The organism is Myxococcus qinghaiensis, from assembly GCF_024198215.1.
Taxonomy (GTDB): Bacteria; Myxococcota; Myxococcia; order Myxococcales; family Myxococcaceae; genus Myxococcus; species Myxococcus qinghaiensis.
In genome coordinates, this window is the sequence record NZ_JAKCFA010000077.1 from 1 (window position 1) to 1524 (window position 1524).

The 1524-nt window shown below is 66.5% G+C and carries 1 protein-coding gene; it reads left to right on the forward strand.

The annotated features are described in order from the left end of the window. The first annotated feature begins 72 nt into the window (after positions 1–72). Positions 73–1484 (forward strand): IS3 family transposase gene (locus LZ199_RS45885; RefSeq protein ID WP_407667352.1). Its coding sequence is split into 2 segments (ribosomal slippage): positions 73–433 and positions 433–1484, totalling 1413 coding nucleotides; the frame shifts between segments, so codons are not numbered across the junction. The last annotated feature ends 40 nt before the right edge of the window (positions 1485–1524 follow it).

A 1524-nucleotide genomic window follows, 5' to 3' on the forward strand; every position in this document is an offset into this window, starting at 1 on the left:
CCCTCTCTGCCAACGTGAGTGAGACAGTTCGTACCCAGCAGTTTAGTGTGCAGGGCGAGCCAGGCAGGGACGATGAATCCGGTGGTGAAAGAGGCTCGGGTTGAGGAGACCGAGGTGGTGGAGAAGGCGAAGCGTCGTCGCTTCACGGCGGAGGACAAGCGGCGCATCCTCGAGGAAGCGGACCGCTGCACGAAGCCCGGTGAGGTGGGAGCGCTGCTGCGCCGTGAGGGGCTGTACTCCTCGCTCTTGAGCGTGTGGCGACGCCAACGCGAGGCCGGAGGACTGGCAGCACTGGCGCCTGGCAAGCGAGGTCCCCCGGCGAAGGTGCCCGAGCCAGGGGCCCGGAGAATCGCCGAGTTGGAGAAGGAGCTGGCCCGCTCCCAGGCGCGGCTCAAACGCGCCGAGGCCCTGCTGGACCTCCAAAAAAAAGTATCGGAAATCCTGGGAGTGGATCTGCCCAAGCAAGACGAGGAGCCCTGATGGCGGCGGCACGAGACGCCGTTGGAGAGCTGGGAGTCTTGCCGGTGTGCCAGGTGATGGGCCTGTCGAGAGCCACCTTCTACCGGAGCCTGCGGCCGAGGCAGGGGCTGGCCCGCGGACGCCGTCAGCCGAGGGCCTTGTCCTCCGAGCAGCGGGCGGAGGTACTCACCGTGCTGCATGAGCCGAGATTCGCGGATGCGGCGCCCGCGGAAGTCTACGCGCAGCTGCTCGATGAAGGGCGCTACCTATGCTCGGAGCGGACGCTGTACCGGGTGCTGGCCGAGAACCAGGAGGTGCGTGAGCGCCGCAACCAGCTGCGCCACCCCAACCACCCGGTGCCTCAGCTGCACGCGACGAAGCCGAACGAACTCTGGAGTTGGGATATTTCCAAGCTGCACGGCCCGGGAAAGTGGACGTACTTCTACCTCTACGTCGTCCTCGACGTGTACAGCCGCTCCGTTGTCGGCTGGATGGTGGCGCACCGCGAGTCGGCCACCCTGGCCCAGAAGCTGTTGGCGCAAACCTGCGAGCGCCAGGGCATCCAACCCGGCCAGCTGACGATTCACGCCGACCGCGGCTCCTCGATGACCTCCAAGCCCGTGGCCTTGCTGATGGCGGACCTCGGCGTGACGAAGACGCACTCCCGGCCCCATGTCTCCAACGACAACCCCTTCAGCGAGGCCCACTTCAAGACGCTGAAGTACCGGCCCGACTTCCCCCGCGTTTTCGGCTGCCTCCAGGATGCCCGCGCCTTCTGCGCCGACTTCTTCCGCTGGTACAACGAGGAGCACCACCACTCGGGCTTGGGTCTGCTCACCCCTCACGACGTCCACCACGGCCTGGCGCACGCACGCCTCGCGGCCCGCGCCACCGTTCTCGAGGCCGCCTTCGCCGCTCACCCCGAGCGATTCCCCCACGGCCCTCCGAAGCCCCAGGCCCTTCCGAACGCCGTCTGGATAAACAACCCCGCGCAGCTCCCCAGCTCACAGACAGCTGCGCACTAATCTCTCAGTTTCACTGTCTCATTCACGTTGACAGGTTCCG